Source organism: Treponema succinifaciens DSM 2489 (assembly GCF_000195275.1).
Taxonomy (GTDB): Bacteria; Spirochaetota; Spirochaetia; order Treponematales; family Treponemataceae; genus Treponema_D; species Treponema_D succinifaciens.
Genome location: NC_015385.1, coordinates 1186767 through 1207995 on the forward strand (window position 1 = coordinate 1186767; position 21229 = coordinate 1207995).

General features: G+C 41.9%; 21 protein-coding genes. 13 read left to right on the forward strand and 8 right to left on the reverse strand.

Going from position 1 to position 21229, the window contains the following annotated elements:
* Window positions 1–213: 213 nt before the first annotated feature.
* Complete coding sequence (locus tag TRESU_RS05675; RefSeq protein ID WP_041612002.1) at window positions 214–399, reverse strand: hypothetical protein; 186 nt, start codon at window positions 397–399, stop codon at window positions 214–216.
* On the opposite strand from TRESU_RS05675, the gene TRESU_RS14680 reads away from it, so the two are divergent.
* Window positions 379–819 (forward strand): formylglycine-generating enzyme family protein, encoded by a 441-nt coding sequence (locus tag TRESU_RS14680; RefSeq protein WP_245535726.1) that lies wholly within the window; start codon window positions 379–381, stop codon window positions 817–819. The two genes, TRESU_RS05675 and TRESU_RS14680, sit on opposite strands and share 21 nt — an antisense overlap.
* 188 nt (window positions 820–1007) lie before the next feature.
* Here the strand turns inward: TRESU_RS14680 and TRESU_RS05685 are convergent, their stop codons facing one another.
* From TRESU_RS05685 to TRESU_RS05690, 3 genes are all read right to left on the reverse strand, one after another.
* A complete protein-coding gene (locus TRESU_RS05685; RefSeq protein WP_013701319.1) occupies window positions 1008–2192 on the reverse strand; it encodes a HipA domain-containing protein in 1185 nt (394 codons plus the stop codon).
* 64 nt (window positions 2193–2256) lie between these two features.
* Complete coding sequence (locus tag TRESU_RS15540) at window positions 2257–2448, reverse strand: PD-(D/E)XK nuclease domain-containing protein (protein WP_245535727.1); 192 nt, start codon at window positions 2446–2448, stop codon at window positions 2257–2259.
* Complete coding sequence (locus tag TRESU_RS05690; RefSeq protein WP_052299540.1) at window positions 2357–3805, reverse strand: ATP-binding protein; 1449 nt, start codon at window positions 3803–3805, stop codon at window positions 2357–2359. Before TRESU_RS05690 ends, TRESU_RS15540 begins: the two co-directional genes overlap by 92 nt.
* Window positions 3806–4000: 195 nt before the next feature.
* Between TRESU_RS05690 and flgB the strand changes: the two genes are divergently transcribed.
* The 8 genes from flgB (at window position 4001) to fliJ (ending at window position 11197) form a co-directional block, all read left to right on the forward strand.
* A complete protein-coding gene (gene flgB, locus TRESU_RS05695; RefSeq protein ID WP_013701320.1) occupies window positions 4001–4420 on the forward strand; it encodes a flagellar basal body rod protein FlgB in 420 nt (139 codons plus the stop codon).
* Window positions 4421–4452: 32 nt separating this feature from the next.
* A complete protein-coding gene (gene flgC, locus TRESU_RS05700) occupies window positions 4453–4914 on the forward strand; it encodes a flagellar basal body rod protein FlgC (RefSeq protein ID WP_013701321.1) in 462 nt (153 codons plus the stop codon).
* 29 nt (window positions 4915–4943) lie between these two features.
* A complete protein-coding gene (gene fliE / locus TRESU_RS05705) occupies window positions 4944–5294 on the forward strand; it encodes a flagellar hook-basal body complex protein FliE (protein WP_013701322.1) in 351 nt (116 codons plus the stop codon).
* Window positions 5295–5552: 258 nt separating this feature from the next.
* On the forward strand, window positions 5553–7259 hold the full coding sequence (gene fliF, locus TRESU_RS05710) for a flagellar basal-body MS-ring/collar protein FliF (RefSeq protein ID WP_013701323.1): 1707 nt from the start codon (window positions 5553–5555) through the stop codon (window positions 7257–7259).
* A gap of 3 nt (window positions 7260–7262) precedes the next feature.
* The gene (fliG, locus tag TRESU_RS05715; protein ID WP_013701324.1) at window positions 7263–8321 is read left to right on the forward strand and encodes a flagellar motor switch protein FliG; all 1059 of its coding nucleotides are present in this window, start codon (window positions 7263–7265) and stop codon (window positions 8319–8321) included.
* A gap of 20 nt (window positions 8322–8341) precedes the next feature.
* Window positions 8342–9274, forward strand: coding sequence for a flagellar assembly protein FliH (fliH, locus tag TRESU_RS05720; RefSeq protein ID WP_013701325.1), 933 nt, complete (start codon window positions 8342–8344; stop codon window positions 9272–9274).
* Between the two features lie 133 nt (window positions 9275–9407).
* Entirely contained in the window at window positions 9408–10757 is a 1350-nt protein-coding gene (locus TRESU_RS05725) for a FliI/YscN family ATPase (protein ID WP_013701326.1), read from the forward strand.
* An 11-nt stretch (window positions 10758–10768) separates the two neighbouring features.
* Window positions 10769–11197, forward strand: a complete 429-nt coding sequence (gene fliJ, locus TRESU_RS05730) for a flagellar export protein FliJ (RefSeq protein ID WP_148228265.1) — start codon at window positions 10769–10771, stop codon at window positions 11195–11197.
* Here the strand turns inward: fliJ and TRESU_RS05735 are convergent.
* The 3 genes from TRESU_RS05735 to TRESU_RS05745 form a co-directional block, all read right to left on the reverse strand.
* Window positions 11194–12846 (reverse strand): nucleoside kinase, encoded by a 1653-nt coding sequence (locus TRESU_RS05735; protein ID WP_013701328.1) that lies wholly within the window; start codon window positions 12844–12846, stop codon window positions 11194–11196. The two genes, fliJ and TRESU_RS05735, sit on opposite strands and share 4 nt — an antisense overlap.
* Before the next feature lie 117 nt (window positions 12847–12963).
* Entirely contained in the window at window positions 12964–13377 is a 414-nt protein-coding gene (locus TRESU_RS05740; RefSeq protein WP_013701329.1) for a ParB N-terminal domain-containing protein, read from the reverse strand.
* Window positions 13378–13406: 29 nt separating this feature from the next.
* Window positions 13407–15989 carry a penicillin-binding protein 1A gene (locus TRESU_RS05745; RefSeq protein ID WP_013701330.1) on the reverse strand — a complete coding sequence of 861 codons (2583 nt, stop codon included), beginning with the start codon at window positions 15987–15989 and terminating at the stop codon, window positions 13407–13409.
* Window positions 15990–16211: 222 nt separating this feature from the next.
* On the opposite strand from TRESU_RS05745, the gene ribD reads away from it, so the two are divergent.
* The 4 genes from ribD to ribH are packed head-to-tail and all read left to right on the forward strand — an operon-like array spanning window position 16212 to window position 19702.
* Complete coding sequence (ribD, locus tag TRESU_RS05750) at window positions 16212–17384, forward strand: bifunctional diaminohydroxyphosphoribosylaminopyrimidine deaminase/5-amino-6-(5-phosphoribosylamino)uracil reductase RibD (protein ID WP_013701331.1); 1173 nt, start codon at window positions 16212–16214, stop codon at window positions 17382–17384.
* Window positions 17385–17386: 2 nt separating this feature from the next.
* The gene (locus TRESU_RS05755; protein ID WP_013701332.1) at window positions 17387–17998 is read left to right on the forward strand and encodes a riboflavin synthase; all 612 of its coding nucleotides are present in this window, start codon (window positions 17387–17389) and stop codon (window positions 17996–17998) included.
* A complete protein-coding gene (locus TRESU_RS05760) occupies window positions 17988–19202 on the forward strand; it encodes a bifunctional 3,4-dihydroxy-2-butanone-4-phosphate synthase/GTP cyclohydrolase II (protein ID WP_013701333.1) in 1215 nt (404 codons plus the stop codon). Before TRESU_RS05755 ends, TRESU_RS05760 begins: the two co-directional genes overlap by 11 nt.
* A gap of 29 nt (window positions 19203–19231) precedes the next feature.
* Window positions 19232–19702 carry a 6,7-dimethyl-8-ribityllumazine synthase gene (gene ribH / locus TRESU_RS05765; protein ID WP_013701334.1) on the forward strand — a complete coding sequence of 157 codons (471 nt, stop codon included), beginning with the start codon at window positions 19232–19234 and terminating at the stop codon, window positions 19700–19702.
* A 178-nt stretch (window positions 19703–19880) separates the two neighbouring features.
* On the opposite strand, the gene hisS is transcribed toward ribH, so the two are convergent.
* Window positions 19881–21182, reverse strand: a complete 1302-nt coding sequence (gene hisS, locus TRESU_RS05770) for a histidine--tRNA ligase (RefSeq protein WP_013701335.1) — start codon at window positions 21180–21182, stop codon at window positions 19881–19883.
* Window positions 21183–21229: the final 47 nt, after the last annotated feature.

A 21229-nucleotide genomic window follows, 5' to 3' on the forward strand; every position in this document is an offset into this window, starting at 1 on the left:
TTTTTTGCCCATGTGGCGAATGGAGGGGTGATAGATTTTTATCATCCCGTAGTGAGTTACGGTTTGATAGAACCGTACATATCGCTTGCAGCGACAAACACTAGGGGTTTCTTCAAAAAACGGCTGATTTTCAGAAAGCGAAACCTTTCGCTAACAAAAATACTTGCCGAAGAGACAGCATCGATTGCAGAATCTTTTCAACAGGTATAATATTTAGCGGCTCATATCATAGTCAAGGCTTCGCGGACGGGCCTTTTCCCTCTGGTAGTCCTTCCAGTTATGAACCCGATACTTCTTGTAGCTGGTTCCAAGAGTTATAAGCTCATCTCCGTCATGGTTTTCCCATTCGGCTAACTGAGTGCTTTTTTCAATGTACGCATCAGTCAGGCCCTTGTTCACAAATATCTTGGATACGAACCAGTATACACAAGAGATGGAAGTTCTGTTACTTGGAATGAAAATGCGAATGGATTCCGATTACCTACAGTTGAAGAATGGCAGTATGCGGCAAAAGGAGGTCAAAAATTTAAATACAGCGGCAGCGACAATCTGGACGAAGTAGGCTGGTGCTACGACAACAGTGGAAAAAAGCCACATCCTGTTGCGCAGAAAAACCCTAACATCTATGGCTTGTATGATATGAGCAGTAACGTATGTGAATGGTGCTGGGATTCCCTCGGCGGTAACGGACACTATACCTGTGGTGGCAGTTGGTACGACTACTCCGGCAGCTGCGAGGTGGGCAACGGGCGCTGGAACATTGCTTACGGCAGGGGCGACGGCCGAGGCTTCCGCATTGTCCGCTCTACAGGCAAGTAAAAACGAGATGTGGCTGTGCAGTACCGGTGTAGCGCAGGCGGCAAGCCGTAGCGGAGCAGGTACGTAACAGCTGCAATCGAGCAGAAGATTCCTGACCGAGTTTACTGCGTAAACATCGCAGTGTTGTAGCACGGGAATGACAAATTAGCAAATCTATCGATACAAATGAATGCTAGAGAATCTTTATTCTAATTTTCAAAAAGCCTTTCAGTCTCTTTTATCCTTGAATCCAGCGTTTTGCATAAGATTTCCGCGCGCTCCGGCTCAATGTACGGATTTTGTGATATGAGCTTTCCGAAGAATTCTGAAACGCCTTCGAGCCTCCCAAAGTCCAAATCCGAGCAGTATTCCTTGAACGGAATTCTTTTCATCTGTTCTTTCTGGTTTGGGGCGAACGGCTTTGCTTTTATTTTTAAGGATTCGCGTAGGTATGGATTTTTTAGGTTATAAAGGATTTCATCATGGAACATTGAAGTTCCGCTGTCGAACACTGGAGCAAGTCCAATCCACTCAAGAGTGTCGGGATTCCTTAAAAATCCGAAGTTGTTGTAGTGCCTGTCGGTGTTTGCAATTATAAAGTCAACCGTGAGCATTCGGCAGATTCCCTGCTTTAATTTTTCTGTATCCTTGAATCCGAACTCCCTGCAGCAGTTTATCAGATGGTTGAAATTTGAAGTGCTGTTGTTCTTTTTTAAAGTATTCACAATGTGCCAGGCCGGAACAAGCTCTGTCTGCGGCGACACAAAGTCTGGGAATGATGAGTAAAAAGTTCCATCGTTTTTTATGATTTTGTATTCAACGTGTTCAATTCCAAGCCTGCCGCAGATTTCTGATGCAAGAACCTCATTGAAAGGTTCCTGCTGCCAAAGGCTTCCGGCTTTTAGAAGAATCCGCTCTCCATTGTTTATGATCCATTTTTTCTTGAGCCAGCCGTTAGTTGTGTTGTCCGGGGAAACAAGGTTCAATGTGTCGGCGCTGTCTGAATTCAAAACCCCGAAGAGGGCTTTTCCTACGTCATCAGAAAAATTGTTCTGAAAGAAATTCACGTCTTTCCAGGACAGGCTGCTTTTTAAAGGCTTTGCCCAGTAGTGGTCAGAAAGACTGAGTCCGTAGCTTTTTTCTATAAGATAATCCGTAGTGACATTTCCAAGCTGCTCAAGGGCTGTGTCAAGATTCTGGCGGCTTGCAGGAATTGAGCGGCTTTTCCACCAGGAGCGGAACTGGCTTTTTAAGGTTTTTCCTTTTTCATTGTCCGGCGATATTCCGATTGGAAGATGCTCCCTGCTGATTATTTCAGAGACTTCGGAGATTTCCTCATCCTCGGTTGAGAACCTTAAAACCGGAATATCTTTGTGGCAGAGAATGTAGTTCATCGCTCCTCCACAATTTTCCATTCAACAAGGTTTCTTTCCTTTGTGGAAAAACTTGCGCCTATTTTTATAATCCGTTTTCCGCTTGCCCTGTAAGGCCCCCCCCGGCGTATTTTGCATCTTCAATCTGATTCAATGCCTCGTCTGCCGTTTTATCCCGCTTGAACTCAAAGATGAATACATTGTTTCCGTTCAAAAGCACGCAGTCCGCCCTGCCGAACGAGGATGTCTCCTCGACAGTTGACCACTGGCCCAGCAGCGTGAACACAAGGTAGAACACATTCTGGAAATTCTGCTCTATGACACTGTCCTGTTTTTCCTTCCTTGCGGTTGTGTAGGGAAGAGTCGCAAAAAGAGACTTGAACCTTGCCATTACGCTTTCTATGTCGCCTTTTTTTTATGTCGCGGGCAAAGGAGACAACATCAAGCCCTGTGGAGCGGTTGTTGTTCAGGATTGCCGGAGCAAGAGAGTTTATGAACGCGTACTTCACCTCGTTGTTCGGGTATTTTAAAAGATAAACGCCGAATTCCCTGTCGTAGCCTTTGATTGTAAGGTAGCCGGTCTGGTAGAAAAGCGGAACCGGGTTAGGGTTGTCGCTCCTGTAGTCCTGGAGCTCCTGCGCGGTGGCCTCCACGCCGTTTGAAAGATCCATGTAGTTCATCGTGCTTTCCTGAAGTTTTTTTATAAGGAAAGTCGGTGTTCCTGTTGCAAACCAATAAAACGAGAAGTCCTTTGAGTAAAGAGCGTTCAGAAGACTGAACGGATTATAGACACCGTCAGCCTCATGATGGAAGTGGTAGCCATCATACATCTGTTCAAGTTGGTTTACACATTCTTCTTTTGAAAGCCCGTTATTTTCAGCGAATGCTTCTATTTCAGGGGCGAGACTTTCAAGCATCTCTTTTTCTGTGATTCCGCATGCTGTTGCATACTGGCTTGTGATTGATATGTCGTTCAGCTGGTTCAGGTCGCTGAATATGCTCACCTTGCTGAACTTTGTCACGCCTGTCAAAAATACGAATTTCAGGTCTTCGTCCAATGCTTTTAATGTTACGTAAAGCCCGCGAAGTGTTTCCCTGTTCTCGTTTACAAGACTTTCGTTGCTCTGCGCGTCAAGAAGAGGCTTGTCGTATTCGTCTATAAGAACTGCCGCCTGAAGACCTGTTTTTTTCCGCGCGGTCTGCACAATGTTTATAAAGCGGCCGGCAAAATTTGTCGGGTCCAAAGGGTCTTTGTAGTCAGCTTGTATTTCATATTTTTTTTCATATTCATTCAGCTGAAGATTTATAGTTTTTTCAAGAGAAACCTCTTTTGAAAAGCTGTTCTGCGCAAAATTCAGATAAATTACCGGATAAGCTTTCCAGGCGTCCGGATTGTCCTTTTCAAGCTGCTCAATCTTCAGTCCATTAAAAAGTTCCTTCTTGCCCTCAAAATATGCCTTTAAGGTTGAAAGAAAAAGACTTTTTCCAAAGCGGCGCGGGCGGCTAAGAAAATAAACCTTTCCTGAATGCACAAGAGTGTATATAAATTCCGTCTTGTCTATGTAAATGTAATTGTTTTTTCGTAAGTCTTCAAAACTCTGGATGCCAATCGGCAGTTTTCTGATATTTTGCATGGAACAATGATAGCATAGAAAAGGGGAAAAATAAATTACTATTTTTGATTACTCCAGTTAGTTTTTTAACTTTTTCCGATTCAAGAAACTTTATTTCATCAGAAGTGCACGCTATTGATTGTTGTCTTCTTATTGTCATAAAAACCATACAATTTATACTATAAACTTTTTTTCTGGAATGCCGATGAACAGAGTATGAACAGTTTTTCAAATTCTGTAGATTTGCTTCACCGTGCTCTTGATGTTGAAAGCCTCCGCTATCAGGTTACTGCAAACAATATTGCAAACAGCGAAGTTGCGAATTTCAAAAGACAGTCCGTAAATTTTGAAAGCGAGCTGAAAAAAGCCTTCGTTAGTCGTGACAACGAGCACAGCTCTTTCCGCATGGCGACAAATGACGCGCGCCATATTCAGAGCGAAGTTCCGCGCGACTGGCGTGATGTTGAGCCTAGACGTGTTTCTGACTACACGACTTCTTCAAAAGCTAACGGAAACAATGTTGATGCCGAACAGGAAGCAATGAATGTTGTTCAGATTCAGATGCAGTACCGCCTTTTGACCCAGCTTATGAATTTTGAGTTTTCACAGGTCAAGACGGCTATGAAGTCAATATAGTTTATTTTTACTATTGAGTTTTGGAGAAAAGTATGGGATTATTTACAAGCATAAACATAGCGGCAACAGGAATGAGCGTGGAGCGTCTGCGCACTGATGTCATTTCAAACAATATTGCGAATGCAACAACAACTCGTACTCAGGAAGGCGGAGCTTACCGCAAGCAGAGCGTGATTGTTGAGCCTATTGCTTCTTCAAATCCTCAGTGGAGATTTCCTTTTGTGGATTCAGAATTGGACAACGGACCTGGAAAAGGTGTTCGTGTGCGTGAAATCATAAAAGACAGCGAGCAGGGCAGAATGGTTTACGACCCGAGCCACCCGGATGCGATTCAGTCTGGACCGAACAAAGGCTACGTTGAATATCCTAACGTGAATATTGTAAATGAAATGGTTAACATGATAAGCGCGAACCGTGCTTATGAGGCCAACAGTTCTGTTATTCAAGGCAGCAAGGAAATGTTTGCCTCTGCTTTGGAAATCGCAAGCCGCTAGCCGCAGTTAATCAGTAAATGGGAGGAACTATGAATCTTTCTTTTGGCTCTATGGAGCTTAACAGGTCAAATGCGTCTCACCTTGGTACTTCAGCCATTGGAAACGTCAGCAAGGCTTTAAACGGAAAAGAAAACGCTTCTGTTAACGGAGCTGAAAAGAAAGAGTCGTTTAGAACTTACCTTCTTGAAGCTGTAAACGAAATGAACAGCCAGCAGCTCAATGTTTCTGCCCTTCAGGAAAAAGTCATAACAGATCCGGACAGCGTGGACATTCATGATGTTACAACTGCCATGGCAAAAGCCCAGATGTCGCTGGATCTTGCGCAGAATGTAATCGACCGTCTTGTAAAAGGCTGGAATGAGCTTTCTCAGAACAGATAGCGCGCTAGTTTGCTAAAAAGTTTTATTGTCAAATTCTGGAATTTGTGTTATACTGTCCTATCTTTTTATGCAAGAGGGACAGCGTAAAATAGAAATAAGGTTTTTTTAAAAACTCACTTTACAGTTCGTTTTTAGAAAAACCGCGAGTTTTAATTCGCTGTAATAGCACCGATTAAAACATCGCATTATTAGAGTTGCCTATAAAAACTGAAGTTTTTATAGGCTTCCATAAAATGAGTTCGTTCATGGGAGGGGAATATGAACGAATGGTTCAAGAAAAATTTAGAAACCATTAAAGAAAAATGGGCGAAGTGGACAACTCTCCAAAAAGCTATTGTGGCTGCCATCATTGTGGTTGCTATAGCGGTGATTGTTCTTATGGCTTCTATGTCGTCTCGCCCTTCCACAGTGCGCCTTTTTAACGGTCCTGTAAATGATGAAAAGGAACGGGAGCTTATTCTTTCCCGCCTTGATCAGGACAATGTAAAGGCCTATGTTTCATCTGACAATTATATTTCTGTTGAAAACAGTGATATAGCAAAAAAATACAGAAGCCGTCTCATCGCTGAAGGCTATGCTCCGTCGAGTCTTGATGCCTACAGCCTTTTTGATGTAACCCGTTGGTCAAGAACAGACTTTGATGATAAGGTGAACTGGCAGCGCGCAACAGAAACGGCTTTAAAGCAGCAGCTTGAGTCTTTGGACGGAATTCAGCGCGCGGAAGTAAATCTTGTGCTTCCTGATGAGGCTTTGTTCACAGAAAATCAGAATCCTACATCCGCAAGCATTGTTTTGTACGCCAAAGGAAACAGCGATGTTCTTACAGATAAGCGCAAAATCCGCGGAATCCAAAATCTCATAAAAGCCTGTGTGGAAGGTTTGCGCGATGAAAATATCGTAATCAACGACGGCGCTTCAAATGTTCAGATAAATGACTTTGAAGGCATGGCGGAAAGCGACCGCATTTCAAATATAGAAAAACAGCGCAAGCTTATTCTTAAGCAGGAAACTACATATACAGGTTTGGTTCTAAAAGCATTGAAGGGAACTTTCTCTGATGACCGTGTAAGAGTTGCTAACATCAAGATTGACATGAATATGTCTGAGCGAAAAACAACTTCAAAGGAATACACTGGAATTACAATCCGTCCTGACAACCCGAACACTCCTTATGACGACTCTGAAATTGTAAACAGCCTTACATTGTCGGAAGAAACTGTAAACAAGTCGTTTACTGGAACCGGCTACAATCCTGAAGGTCCTGCTGGAGTTGAAGGCCAGAATCCTCCTGTTTACAGCGATATGTCAAATGTTGTGGGAAAATCCACAGAAGAAGGCGTAAAACGCAACTATGCGCTGAATGAAAAAAATGTTTCTGAAATTACAAGCCCGCAGATTGACCGCATTACAGTTTCTGTAAACATCGACGGCCAGTGGCGCAAGGTTTATGATGAAAACAATCGTCCTATTCTTGAAAACGGACATTTAAAGCGCGAGTACATTCCTATTACTCCAGAGCAGCTTGTAAATACGACAAAACTTGTTCAGGATGCTGTCGGCTATAACAAATCCAGAGGAGACAGCGTTACAGTTACGAATATTCCGTTTGACAGAACAGAAGAGCAGGAAAAGGAAGATCTTGCTTATATTGCGCAGCTTAACAGAAACCGCACAATTATGTTCAGCCTGATTGGAATTGCTATAATTCTTATTGCGTTCATTGCGTTCCGTATTATCAGCAGAGAAATTGAACGCCGCCGCCGTCTTGCGGAGGAAGCTAGAATTCGTCAGCAGGAAGAAGAAAGGCAGAGAGCGCTTCTTGAGGCCCAGCAGCAGGGAATGGAAGTTACAATGTCTGTTGAAGAGCGCAAGCGGGCAGAGCTTCAGGAAAATGCGATTGCAATGGCAAAAGAGCATCCGGAAGACGTTGCAATGCTTATCCGCACTTGGCTTATGGAGGAATAGTTTATGGCAGAAGAACTTGTTGACGGCAAAAAAAGCAAGAAAAAAGGCGGAATCAAAGATTATAAGAATCTTACCGGCCGCCAAAAAGCCGCTATTTTCCTTGTTGCAATCGGAAGTGATGTAGCCTCTGATGTAATGAAGCACTTGCGCGAAGATGAAGTTGAAACTCTTACTTTTGAAATTGCGCGCCTTGATACAATTGACGCGGACTTTAAAGATCAGGTTCTTGAAGAATTTCAGGAACTTATGCAGGCGCAGAATTTTATTACAACTGGCGGTATTGACTTTGCCCGCGAGCTTCTTGAAAAATCCTTGGGAAGCCAAAAGGCGATTGATATTATCAACAGGCTTACAAGCTCTTTGCAGGTCCGCCCGTTTGATTTTATCCGACGAACAGATCCGGCTCATCTTTTGAACTTTGTTCAGCAGGAATATCCGCAGACAATTTCGCTTATTCTTGCGTACCTTGAGCCTCAGAAAGCCGCCACAATTCTTCAGAATCTTCCTGCGGAAATTCAGCCGGAAGTTTCAAAGCGTCTTGCCACAATGGACCGAACAAGCCCGGAAGTTCTGCGCGAAGTTGAGCGTGTTCTTGAAAAGAAACTTTCAACTCTTTCCAGCGAAGACTACACTGCTGCCGGTGGAGTTGATTCAATCGTTGAGATTCTTAACCTTGTTGACCGTTCTTCTGAAAAAGCAATTATTGAAACTCTTGAAGAAGACGATCCTGAGCTTGCGGAAGAAATCAAGAAGAGAATGTTTGTTTTCGAAGATATTGTTATGCTTGATGACCGCGCGATTCAGAAAGTTCTCCGTGAAGTTGATACACAGGAACTTGCAAAGGCTTTGAAATCAGTTGATACAGAAGTTCAGGACAAGATTTTCCGCAATATGTCAAAGCGTGCCGCTTCAATGCTTAAAGAAGACATGGAATACATGGGACCTGTCCGCTTGAAGGATGTTGAAGAAAGCCAGCAGAAGATTGTTAGTGTAATACGCCGTCTTGAAGATTCTGGTGAAATTGTTATTGCTCGTTCTAGCGATGATGAAATGGTAGTCTGATTTGACTGGAGGCATTTAGCATGGCACAAACTGTATTCAGACCGGCAGAAGTTAACAATACTAAGGGCGAAGTTGTCCTTCAGTTTACAAAAAATTTTACGCCACCTGTGGAAGAAAAAGTTGAGGAAGTTCCAAAATACACAGGACCTACAGCAGATGACTTGCGCAAGGAAGCTGAGGCTTTTAAACTTCAGTGGGAAGATGAAAAAGCCAAGATGCTTGCAAAGGCACAGGCAGATGCGGACCAGATTGTAAAAAATGCGGAAGATGCGGCGTTTGCACAAATAAAGCATCACAGTGATCAGGCGGCTGTAATAAAATCCCAGGCGCAAAAAGAAGCGCAGGACATTGTTGAAAAGGCAAAGGCAGAAGCTCAGGATATTATTTCCAATGCAAAAGTAGAAGAAAACTCTATCTTTGAAAAGTCAAAGAGCGATGGATTTAAAGCCGGACATGAAGAAGGTTATAAGGCAGGAAATGAAGAAGCCCAGCGTCTTGTTGAACGCATTCACAAAATGATTGAAGCTGTTCAGGCTAAAAGGCAGGAGATTCTTGACAATACAGAGCAGCAGATTGTGAATCTTGTAATTTTGATATCGCGCAAAGTTGTAAAAATTATGAGTGAAAATCAAAAAAGCGTTATAATGTCGAATGTGCTTCAAGCTTTGAAAAAAGTAAAAGGCTCTGGAGATGTAACATTGCGGGTAAATCTTGCGGATGTAAAGCTTACAACCGAGCATATAAAGGACTTTATCCATCAGGTCGAAAATATCAAGAATATTTCTGTTGTTGAAGACAGTTCCGTTGAAAAAGGCGGCTGCATTGTTGAAACGGACTTCGGTGCAATTGATGCACGCATTTCAAGCCAGCTTAATGAGCTTGAAACTCAGATTTTGAATATTTCGCCAATAAAAACTGTGGGCAAGTCAGAAGTTATAAATCCCGACAGTTGATTTATTCGTTTGTTTTCTTTACCAGTGCCTGACCTGCTCCGGCAATCTATTTTTGTGCTTGTAGAAGAGAAGAATGACAGTTTGCTGAAAAATCTGCAATGTATTCCTTGTGCTTGCTGTGGGATAGTTTAAAATGGAAAATTTTTTTGATAAATACATTCATAGCATAGAACGGATTGAACCCATAAAATATACCGGCTCTGTCATAGGAGTAAAAGGTCTTATGATAGAAAGCAAAGGTCCTCGTTCTGTAATTGGCGAAATCTGCACAATACATATTCCAAGCATTCAAAGTTCCGTTCTTGCGGAAGTTGTTGGTCTTGAAGATTCTTCTGTACGTCTTATGGCTTACGGAGAGACAAAGGGAATTGAAGTTGGCTGTGAAGTTGTTGCTTCAGGGCACGTTTTGGAAGTACCTGTTGGATTATCGCTTTTGGGACGCGTAATAGACGCAACTGGAAAGCCTTATGACGGAAAAGGCGAGATTTTCCCTGAGGCATATTACCCGGCTCTTGCATCTCCTCCGAATCCAATGGAACGCAAGCCGATTGACAAGCGCATTGTTACTGGAGTTCGCGCTATTGATGGAATTCTCACAGTTGGAAAAGGCCAGCGTCTTGGAATTTTTGCAGGCTCAGGAGTTGGAAAATCAACGCTTCTTTCAATGATTGCGCGGAATACAAATGCTGATATAAACGTAATTGGTCTTATCGGAGAACGTGGACGCGAAGTCATGGACTTTATAAAGCGCGACTTGGGAGAAGAAGGACTTAAACGTTCTGTTCTTGTTGTTGCAACTAGCGATCAGCCTTCCATTTCAAGATTGAGAGCCGCTTATGTTACAACTGCCATAGCTGAATATTTCCGCGACCAAGGGAAGGACGTTATGCTGATGTTTGACAGCGTAACTCGTTTTGCCCATGCGCAAAGAGAAATTGGTCTTGCAACCGGCGAGCCTCCTGCGCAAAGAGGTTATCCTCCGAGCGTTTTTGATATGCTGCCTAAGCTTCTTGAGCGCACAGGAACAAATGATAAAGGAAGCATTACCGCCTTTTATACAGTCCTTGTTGACGGCGACGATATGGATGAGCCTATTGCTGATAAAGTGCGCGGAACTTTAGACGGACATATTGTTTTGCAGCGTTCCCTTGCAGCGCGTCAGCATTATCCTGCAATCGATATGCTTACAAGCATCAGCCGTCTTTCAAAGCGCGTTTCTGGAACTTGCACAAAAAAAGCAGTGCAGCGTGTGCGCCGTTGGATTTCTGTTTATTCAGAGCAGGAAGAAATGATAAATGCCGGTGTTTACCAAAAAGGTTCTTCCCCGGAAATTGATGAAGCCATTGACCATCATCAGGCTGTTGAAGAGTTTTTGTGCCAGGAAGAAAACTGCCATATTACAATTGAAGACACGTTGAAGTCTCTTTCTGAATTAAGTGGAATTGAAATTCCTGAAGCCGAATATTCAGAGTCTCCTGCTTGATTTTTATCTTTATGAAGAAATTTTCTTTTTCAATGCAGAAAATTCTTGACCTCAGAATCTTTGAGAAGCGTCAGGCAGAAATGGAGCTTGGCAAGGCAAATGCTGAAGTCGCAAGAATTCAGGGCGAGCTTGAATCTATTGCAAAGCGAAAAGTTTCCACAATAAAAAATTTCGACACAAATACAGATTTTCTTATTCAGGCTGAAATCCAGTCTTTTTTTTTCATGCTTGAGCAGAAGAAAGAAAAATTTTTGGAAGAGCTTGCCACGGCGCAGATTGCCGCGGATGAAAAACGCGAAGTTGTTCGTCAGGCAATGCAAAAAGTCAAGGTTCTTGAAAAGCTAAAGGAGAATAAATTCCGTCAGTGGAAGAAGGACAGCTTAAAAGCAGAGGAACTGGCAGCCGATGATATTGTGACTGCCAGAAAAAATTTGCTTTAGTATTTAAATGCGCTTCCGCCGATAAATTCCCTGATTATAGACTGCGTTGGAACTGAAGTTGCAGGAATTGTAGAGAAGCAGTTTAAGAATTGAAGCAGTCTGTTTGCTTCTGCATATTCTTTTTGGAGCGGACTTACACATCTTAAAAGCGGTTCTGCATAAACTTTCAAAACTGGAAGCTCATAGTCCAAAGCAGTGTTAAGCATCGCATCAGCATTGTTCTGGAACGGAAATATGTGAAGCTGCTCGCCTTTCTGAACGCTTTCCCACATTGCGATTGTGTCTGCCGCGCTTTTTCCTCTGTAGCGGGAATCTCTTACAATTCTTCTTATAAGCCTGTTGTCGCTTGTTGAAATTCTATTGTGGTCATCAAGATTCAACTGGGTCAATGCAGAAATGTAGATTTTAAACTTTTTATCAGCTGGAACTAAAGGTGTAAGCTTGTCATTGAGTCCGTGAATTCCTTCCATGATTAAAATATCGCTTTCTTCCAAAGTCATTGTGCCGCCTTTGAAATAGCTTACTCCGGCATGAAAATCATAAGACGGCAGTTTGATTTGTTTTCCGGCAAACAAGTCAACAAGATTCTGGTTTAAAAGCTCAATGTTCAAGGCTTCTAGGCATTCGTAGTCGTAGTTTCCGTTTTCATCTTTTGGAGTTTGCGCGCGTCCAAGATAATAGCTGTCAAGGCTTATAACTTTTGGCTTGTACCCGATTGCTTCAAGCTGCAATGCAAGTTTTTTGCTGGTTGTTGTTTTTCCGGAAGAAGATGGACCTGCTATAAGGACAATTCTTGCTGACTTTTTCTTGAGAATTTCATCTGCGATTGTAGAAATTCTTTTTGTCTGAAGAGTTTCTGTTATGTCGATAAATTCAGATTCTTTTCTGTCGTGAATCAGCTGGTTTAAACTTGCCGCGGATGTTACATTCAGTCTTTTTCCCCAGAGCTTGTATGACTTGTAAATTTCAAAGAGCTTCGGCTGGTCAACAAATTCTGTGAGTTTTTCAGGATGGCCTTTTTTAGGGAATCGCAAAAGAAATCCGTCGCTATATGGAAGCAAGTCAAAAACATTTAAAATACCTGTCGTTCCAACTAGCGGTCCAAAATACAAATCAGAAAAGCCTTCAAGCCTGTTAATCTGGACGCGGGAAGGACATCTGTAGTTCAGCTGCTTTCTGGTTTCTGTAAGTCCGAGCTCTTCAAAAAGCGAGCAGGCTTCTGAATACGAAATGAAGTCGGTCTCAATTATTTTGTCATATTTTATAATTTGCTCCATTTCATTTTTTAGCTTTAAAATATTTTCTTTTGTAAGTGGAGTTCCGAGTTCAAGCGTGTAGTAGTAGCCGTAGCCCAAGCTATGTCCGACTAAAAGTCTTTTTCCCGGGAAAATTTTGTGTGCTGCCGCCGCTAGAACAAAGCAAAGTGATCTTCTGTAGATTGAGCTTCCGTCTTTTGAGTCTGAAAAAACCGGCTCTATGCTTGAAGTTATGTTTACAGGACTGTCCAATGAGCAGATTTCATTGTTTACTTTTACTGCGACAATTTTTTTATTTTGTGCGTTGAATTTTTCAAGGAAAAGAATAGGGCGGATTTCATTTTCTGCTTCTATAAATGAATTGTCTGGAAATGTGATTTTTATTTTTTTCATGTTGTGTGCCTCCAAAATGCTTTGCTGAATTTTTAAACATGATATTTTTTATCATTTAATTATAAGGCACAAAATGCTGAAATGCAAAGAGAAATTATAGAAAGCTTATAAAAATTGTTATTTTTTTCCAAAAAGCGATTTTATAAACTCTGCGATTTTTATAAAGATATTGGCGATGAATTTTAAGATTCGCATAATCAGCGGAGGATTTTTTAATTTTTCAAGCCGTTTGTATCCTTCCATAAGTTCTTCGTCTGTAAATTCCTTGCGCTGATTGTTTTCTTCAAGCTCCATTTCAAGCTGGCGGATATTGTCAACATTTGAGTCAAGGATATTTGCATTGATTCTTTCCCAGCCTAAAGACTTTGCGGCTTCAAGTCTGCGTTCTCCTGCCACAAGCTCATAGTTGGAATTCAGCGTGATTGGATTCATAAGACCGTAACGATGCATGCTATCTTTTAATGCGGTCAAATCTCCTAAATCACGGCGAACTCTTTTTTTTACTTTTATGTCTTCAATTTTTACAAGCATTTAATTAAAAAATAGGCAATCTTTGTTTTTTAGTCAAGAAGCCAGTTTGAAAAATCATCGGAATTTCTCTGCGGCTGCAAGAGTTCATACTCGGATTCTTCCTGCCTTGTTTCAGAAGAAAGTTTTCCGCTCTTAAGAAAGCTCAAGTCAACCATCAGCGGACTGTCGTCAATTCCTTCGTCAAAATTATAGCCTGCTTTGATTCTTGCTTTTTTAAGTCTTGCGGCTCCTAAATTTCTTCCAGAATCGTCAGTATGCTTTTTGCAAGGCTCTGTCGGTTCTGTTCCTGGATAATAATATGCAGTGATTCTATTGCTTCCGCATTCAGGAGTCAGGATTCCGCCGCTTCTTGTGCAGACTTCAAGTTGAATCAAGTCTTTTGGTTTTTCGTCATAGAACGGCTTGTACGGCTTGTCTTTGTTCGCCGCATTCATAAAGTCGCCCCAGGCAACGCCAGCCAAAGTTGATCCGGTAATTGAAAGTCCTAAAGATTGTCCCGGCTTGTCGAATCCGAACCAGAAAACAGAAGTGTAATATGGCGTAAATCCTGCCGCCCAGGCATCTGCCCAGTTTTGAGTTGTTCCTGTTTTTCCTGCTACAGGCATTTGGAATGTTTTTCCGTTTGAATTTACAAAGTTGAATTTGTTTCCGCGGCCTTTTCTTTTTCCTGTAACCCAATATGTTGAGTCCCAGTCAGAGCCATATCTTAAAGTTCCGCTTGCAACAGTATTCTTCATAATTTCCTGCATTATAAATGCTGTTTCTTCTGTAAGAATCTGCTTTGATCCGTTTTTGGATTTTTGCGCGTCTGCCTGTTCTTTTCCCGGATTGAAAATTATGTTTCCGTTTTTGTCTTCAACTGAAAGAATTGCAATCGGCTTTACTTCTTTTCCGCGGTTTGCGATTGTTGCGTAGGCTTTTGCAACTTCAATTGGACGCACTGAACAGACTCCAAGACCAAACGGATAAACTGGCTCAAAGTGCCTTGCTTCAAATTCGTTTGACGGAATTCCTAGCAATGCAGAAGTTCTTTTTATTGCAGAGTCAAATCCGATTGTGTCCAAAACTTTTATTGAAGGCACATTCATGGAGTGGGCTAAAGCATACCAGAATTCAACATCGCCTTCCCACTGGCCTTTAAAGTCCTGCGGAATATAAGGAGTTCCGTCTTCTTTATGGAAAACCTGCGGCGTGTCGCTTATAATTGTTGTCATTGTAAATTTCTGGCTTTCAATTGCTTCGGAATAATAAAGCGGCTTGAAAGTTGAGCCAGGCTGAAGCTTTGCCTGCACCGCACGGATAAACTGGTTTGTCTTGTCATATTTTGAGCCGCCGACAAGCGCATCTATGTATCCTGTTGAATTTTCAATGGCAATCATTGTTCCTTCAATCGTTGTTTTTTCCGCCTTTTGCTGAATCAAGGAATTTCCTTTGTTGACGATTTCAGTCTTTAAGGATTCGATTCCGCAGACCATGGACATTACATCGATTATAGGATTTATTTCATCGCGGTAGTGATTCATTGCTGTTGCCTGGTTTCTTTGCTCGCCAAGTTTCAAGTCCGGCAAGTTGAATACAAGGCTGAAAAGTTCTGTGAGCGGAATATATTTGCTGAATGTCGCACGCTCGTGGGAATTCATTGTCCGCTGGTAAATTCTGTTTGCCGCATGGATATAATCCTGCATTACTTCTTCCGCGGCTTTTTGGTGCGAAAGATTCAATGTTGTGTTTACGGTGAATCCGCTTGTGTAAATGTCTTCTGTTCCGTAAATCATTCCGCTTAAATTTCTTCTTACATATTCACTGAACCAAGGAGCTTCGTCATTTTGCATTGCGTGCGCGGAAGCGTTTGTTCTTGTGTAGTCAAAGTTTGCCCAGTATGTGTCAAAACTGTCGTCCGCCTGCTGCTGGGAAATGTAGCCGGAATTCACCATCGCTTCAAGAACATCTTTCTGTCTTGCCATTGCCCGGTTTGGATGTTCGAATGGATTATAAAAAGAAGGATTTGAAAGCTGGATTACGAGAATTGCGGATTCCGCTGGAGTTATTTCTGTTGCATCGTGCCCAAAGTAATATTTGCTTGCCGCGTTGACTCCGTAAGTTCCGCCGCCAAAATATATTTTATTAAGGTAAAGCTCTAAGATTTCATCCTTTGAATATCTGCGCTCCATTTGGATTGCCCACCAAAGTTCCTTGAGTTTTCGCTTGACTGAATATTCCTGACGGTCGCAATACAAAGTCCCTGCGATTTGCTGGGAAAGTGTTGAGCCGCCGCCAAGCGAGTTTCTTGTAAGAACTCCGACAACTGCCCTGAACAAAGCTTTTACGCTGAATCCGTGGTGGCTGTAAAAAATGCGGTCTTCTCGTGTAAGTAATGCGTCAATCATGTGCTGCGGAAGATTTTTTAGCGCGATTATTTCACGCCGCTCATCGCTTGCAAATTCAGTTATAAGCTCGCCGTTTATGTCCAAAAGCCTTGTTGGAAGAGAAGTTTCAAAGTCTGTGAAATTTTCAGTGTTTATTGTATTCCTTGTAGCTGCAAGTCCCGCTCCAAGAAGAGAGCCAAAGACAAGCGCAAAAAAAAGCAATGCTCCGCTAATAATGAGTGGCATAGTCCCGCATTTTTTCATAACAATATATAATAGATAAAAATGTTTCTATTGTCAAACGAGCAAAATCAGGGCTAAACGCATTATAAATGTATTCATCATAAAACTGGCTCCCAGGAACCATTCCTTCGCGCAAACTTTACTTAAATTATTTATAATGCGTAAGCTACGAGCATAAGTGGCTTGTATTGACAATGTTTTTAGTTTGATATAAAACTTTCTTGTATGGAAGCTTTTTCAGAAGAGAAAAACGATGTTTTTGTTCCTCAGAAAATTTTTATGCAGCGTGCAATTGAGCTTGCGAAAAGAGGTGGCGGAAAAGTTCATCCGAATCCTCTTGTGGGCGCTGTGATTGAAAAAGACGGAAAAATCATTGCGGAAGGTTTTCATCACGAATACGGAAATCTTCATGCGGAGCGGGACGCTTTAAAAAATGCGGCTGAAAAAAATGCTTGTGTCCGCGGAGCAAATCTTTACGTTACATTGGAGCCTTGCTGCCACACAGGAAAACAGCCTCCATGTACTCAGGCAATCATAGATGCCGGCATAAAAAATGTCGTGATTGGAAGCCGCGATCCGAATTCTCTCGTAAACGGAAAAGGGGTTGCTCAGCTTGAAAATGCTGGAATAAAAATTTTCCGGGATTTTATGAAAGCTGAATGTGATTCTCTGAATGAAATTTTCTTCTATTATATAACTGCTAAGCGTCCTTTTGTGATTGTAAAATATGCACAAAGCGCGGACGGAAAAACTTCACTTTCTTCAGGCGAAAGCAAATGGATTACAAACGAAAGTTCCCGTGAATATGTTCATTATTTGCGCGGAACAACTGCGGCCGTTATGTGCGGAATTCAAACTGTTCTAAAAGATGATCCGCTTTTGACTTGCAGAATTAAAGGCGAAGAATTGAATCAGCCTGTTCGTATTGTCCTTGATACAGAGTTGAAAATTCCGCTTGAAAGCAATCTTGTAAAAACCGCGAATGAAGTTCCGCTTATAATTTTTACTTGCTCTGATTCTGCAAAAAAATCCGCCCTTGAAGAAAAAGGCGCAAAAGTAATTCAGATTGAAAAAAAAGATTCTCATATCGACATTTTGCAAGTGCTAAAAAAACTTGGCGAGTTTTCAATTGACAGCGTTCTTGTTGAATCCGGCGGCTCTCTTAATTCAAGCCTGTTTTTTTATGGCAAAGAAAAAAAATGCCTTGTAAACAAAGTTCTTTGCTTTGTCGCTCCTAAAATTTTAGGCGGAATAAATGGAACTGTGCATTCTCCGGTGCAGGGGATAGAATGCTCAAGCCTTTTGTCTTGCGTGAATCTTGCGCTGAAGAATGTAAAAACTTTTTCTGGTGATTTGCTTTTGGAATACGATTTTAAAGAGCCGTGTTTGGAGGAATAATTTTGTTCACGGGAATTATAGAAAGCCTTGGCACTGTAAAAAATATTGTGAGAGCCAGCCATTCTTTTTCGATTGAGATTCAGTCTGATTTTAATGAAAAGCTTGTGCTTGGCGAAAGCATTGCCGTGAATGGGGTTTGCCTGACTGTCGCTGAATTTTCAGGCTCTGTTTTTAAGGCTGATGTTACACCGGAAACTTTTAGCCGCACTTCCTTAAAAATTCTTCGCCCCGGAAGTTTTGTAAATCTTGAGCGCGCAATGAAGGCTGACGGAAGATTTGGCGGGCATATTGTTTCTGGTCATATTGACGGAACAGGAAGAATTCTTGCTTTTTCAAAAAATGAAAATGCCGTGAACATTCAGTTTTCAATGGAAAAAAAACTCGGCGATTTTATGATTGAAAAAGGCTCTGTTGCAATTGACGGAATCAGTCTGACTGTTGCTTCTCTAAAATGGAGCGGCTCAACTTGTGTTATTTTCGCGGCGGTTATTCCGCATACTTGGAGCAACACCGTTTTAAGCAAAAAAAAGCCAGGCGACCTGGTAAACATTGAATGCGACATTGTTGGAAAATATATAAGGCATTTTACTTTGGAGGAAAAAAATGAAGGCTGAAAAATTCGCTCTTATAGAAAAAGCTTTGCAGGATTTGCGCGGCGGAAAAATTATAATGGTTACTGATGACGAGTCGCGCGAGAATGAAGGCGACTTGATTTGCGCGGCAAGATTTGCTACAGGCGAAAATATAAATTTCATGGCGCGGAATGCGTGCGGACTTATCTGTATGCCAGTAAGCTCTGAAATTGCAAAGAAATTCAATTTTTATCCGATGACGTTTCAAAATCAGGACAACCACGAAACTGCCTTTACAGTTTCCGTGGACCATGTTTCAACGACAACAGGAATCAGCGCATTTGAAAGAAGCACTACAGCAATTGCGCTTGTAAATCCTGAAACAAGGTCTGAAGATTTCCGTCGCCCTGGACATATGTTTCCTTTGGTTGCAAAAGACAAGGGAATTTTTGAACGCCAGGGACATACAGAGGCGACTGTTGATTTGTGCCGTCTTGCAGGTCTTGAGCCTGCTGGACTTTGCTGCGAGATTATGAGCGCAGACGGACACATGGCGCGCCGCCCTGAACTTGAAGAAAAAGCAAAAGAATGGAATTTGACTCTTATAACGATTGCCGATTTGATTGAATATAGAAAGTCAACTGAGAAATTCATTGAGCGTGTTGCAGAAGCGAATCTTCCCACAAAATATGGCGACTTTAGGCTTTACGGATTTTTGGACACAATCACGGGCGAGCATCACGAGGCTTTGGTTATGGGAAATGTTTCCGACGGAAAAAGTGTTTTGTGCCGTGTCCACAGCGAATGTCTTACAGGCGACACTTTCGGTTCAAGAAAATGCGATTGCGGCGAGCAGTTTGATCTTGCGATGAAAAAAATTTCTCAGGAAGGAAGGGGAGTTCTTGTTTATCTTTCTCAGGAAGGAAGAGGAATCGGAATCCTTAACAAGATAAAGGCTTACAGTCTTCAGGACAAAGGCATGGACACCGTGGATGCTAATCTTGCGCTTGGTCTTCCAGAAGATGCCCGGGACTATTCGTGTGGAATTCAAATTCTTAAAAACCTCGGAGTTTCAAAACTTCGCCTTATGACAAACAATCCGCAGAAAATTGACGCCATGAACTGCAAGGAAAATGGAATTGAAATCGAAGAGCGTATTCCGCTTGAAATTCCGGTTCAAAAATATGATGAATTTTATTTGAGAACAAAGGCAAAACGGATGGGGCATCTGCTTTCTAACGTTTAGCGATTTCTAAAAATATTTTGGAGGAAAAAATGAAAGTTATTGAAGGAAAAGTTGTTTCTGGAAGTGCTGGCAAAATCAAAGTTGGAATTGTCGCCGCAAGGTTCAATGAGTTTATTGTTTCAAAACTTGTCGCGGGCGCAAAAGACGGACTTGTCCGTCACGATGTTGAAGATGATGACATAACTCTTTGCTGGGTTCCTGGCGCTTTTGAGATTCCTGTTGCTGCGAAAAAAATGGCTGAAAGCAAAAAATATGATGCTATTATTTGCCTTGGTGCTGTAATCCGTGGAGCTACAAGCCACTATGACTATGTTTGCGCTGAAGTTTCAAAGGGAATTGCCCAAGTTAGCTTGCAGACTGGACTTCCTGTTATGTTCGGGGTTCTTACAACTGACACGATTGACCAGGCGATTGAACGCGCTGGAACAAAAGCCGGAAATAAAGGCTACGACTGCGCCCTTGGAGCAATTGAAATGGTAAATTTGCTCAAGCAGATGTAAAATGTCATCTTAGGGCTTGCCCCTGCGATGTTTCTGAAAGAAACTCGGTTGATAATCTATTTAAAATTTCCAACAGATTCCTGACCGAGTTTACTGCGTAAACATCGCAGTGTCGTAGCACGGGAATGACACTTAAATTACTGTTCTTATCAAAACTTGACATTTGGGCTAATAAAACTTAGTCTTTGATTTTACTTGCAGCATCTTCAATTGAAATAGATTCAAAGATTTCCCTTGTCTTTAAGTTCTTGAGTGTGATTGTATTCGCAGTTTCGCTGTTGCTTGAAAGCATGATTCCCCAGGGAATTTGTTTTTTATCTGTTACAGAATACTGTTTGTTGATTTTTACAGTGTCTGGGAATACTTCCACGGAAATTCCTTCTTTGCGGAGTTTTGCCGCCACTTCCTGATATTGAACATTCAGATTTTCATCAGTGTTGAATATTTCCACATCAAGGTAGCTGCCTTTTGCATTTGTAATTCCAAGCTCAGAAAGCCCCGCAATCAGCCTGTCCAAACCAATGCTTGAACCTACGCCTGGCAGTTTTTCCTTCATGTAAAGACCTGCAAGGTTGTCATACCTTCCGCCGGAACAAACAGAGCCTATTGACGGAAGTTTCTCAAGGAAAGTTTCGTAAACAATGCCTGTGTAATAGTCAAGTCCGCGTGTGATTGCAGGATCAAGCATATAAGTGCCTTCAATTCCCGCTGCTTTCATCATGCTGAAGATTGTTTTCATGCGTTTTGAGTCTTCATCTTCGCCGCCGGCAAGCTCTTCTATGTGTGAAAGTGTCTCTTCAAAAGAAGAAAGGGGCTTTATGTAGTCAATAATCTTTGCGCTTGAATCCGCGTTTCCTGTAATTTCTTCAAGTTCCGCTGAAACTTTTTCTTCGCCAACTTTGGCAATCTTGTCTACTGCTCTCAAAATATCTTCCGACTTTTCTGAAAGGCCAAGTTTCTTTAAAAAGCGGTTGAAAATTCCTCTGTGGTTTACGTGAATCTTTATTTCGTCAACGCCAATTGCAGAAAGGGCTGCTTTCATAAGGCTTAGTGTCTCAAAGTCCGATACTGCGCTGTCGCTTCCTACTGTGTCAAAGTCGCACTGTACAAATTCTCTGTATCTTCCTACCTGAGGCTTTTCTCCGCGCCATACTTTTGAAATGTGGTATCTTTTGAATGGAAAGTAAAGTTCTTCTTTGTGCTGTGCAGTGAATCTTGCGAAAGGAACTGTCAAGTCAAATCTCATTGCGACATCTCTTCCGCCGTTGTCTTCAAAGCGGAACATCTGCTTTTCTGTTTCGCCGTTGCTTTTTCTGAGCAAAATTTCTGTATATTCAAGAACAGGAGTGTCTATAGGAACGAATCCGTAAGAGCGGAATGTCTTTGTGAGTTTTTCAATTAAATCAGAACGCAAAATTTCATCCTGAGGAAGAAAGTCTCTGAATCCTTTTAAGATTTTTGGTTGAATAAATGTTTCCATAATAAAATATACTATAATATAAATAGAATTTGCTCAATGAGTATGAG